Raw genomic sequence first — 478 nt, forward strand, 5'->3', positions numbered from 1 at the left:
CTCCTATCCCTTCCCATCTTATCTTGTCCCATTTAATCTTAGCAAGAGGATTAGCTTGTATTTTAGCTAAAGCAAATTTTATTTTATTTTTCTTAGGTATAGCTAGTATAGGATAACCTTTATTACTTACCCCTATTAAACCCATTTGTAATACAGAATGTTTATGATTTACTTTATGATTTGAATAAGTATGAGCAAATACTAAAGCTACTTTAGTACAAGGTCCTCCTAGTATAGGTGGATTTACACATCCACTTATACTAGCTCCTTGTATTTCGTTATTAAGCATAATAGGAACATTATCTGATTTTATTCTTTTAGCATTCTTTGCTTTTAAATTAACCTTACCTCCATGTATGCATAATAAAGTATTATCTTCTAAGATAGGATGCAAACAAGAAGTATCGGGACTTATATCAATATCTTCTATTCTAGGAAGAGTGATTTTTCTTTTTTTAGCCATAAAAAGCCTTGTGGG

Annotated in this window: 1 pseudogene; it reads right to left on the reverse strand. The window is 30.5% G+C overall.

Annotation, left to right across the window (positions count from 1 at the left end):
* A pseudogene (locus CAMP18497_RS08235) lies at positions 1-463 on the reverse strand (hypothetical protein); the annotation flags it as partial.
* Positions 464-478: the final 15 nt, after the last annotated feature.

It is taken from the genome of Campylobacter sp. W0066.1 (assembly GCF_024723635.1).
GTDB classification, from domain to species: Bacteria; Campylobacterota; Campylobacteria; order Campylobacterales; family Campylobacteraceae; genus Campylobacter_D; species Campylobacter_D lari_C.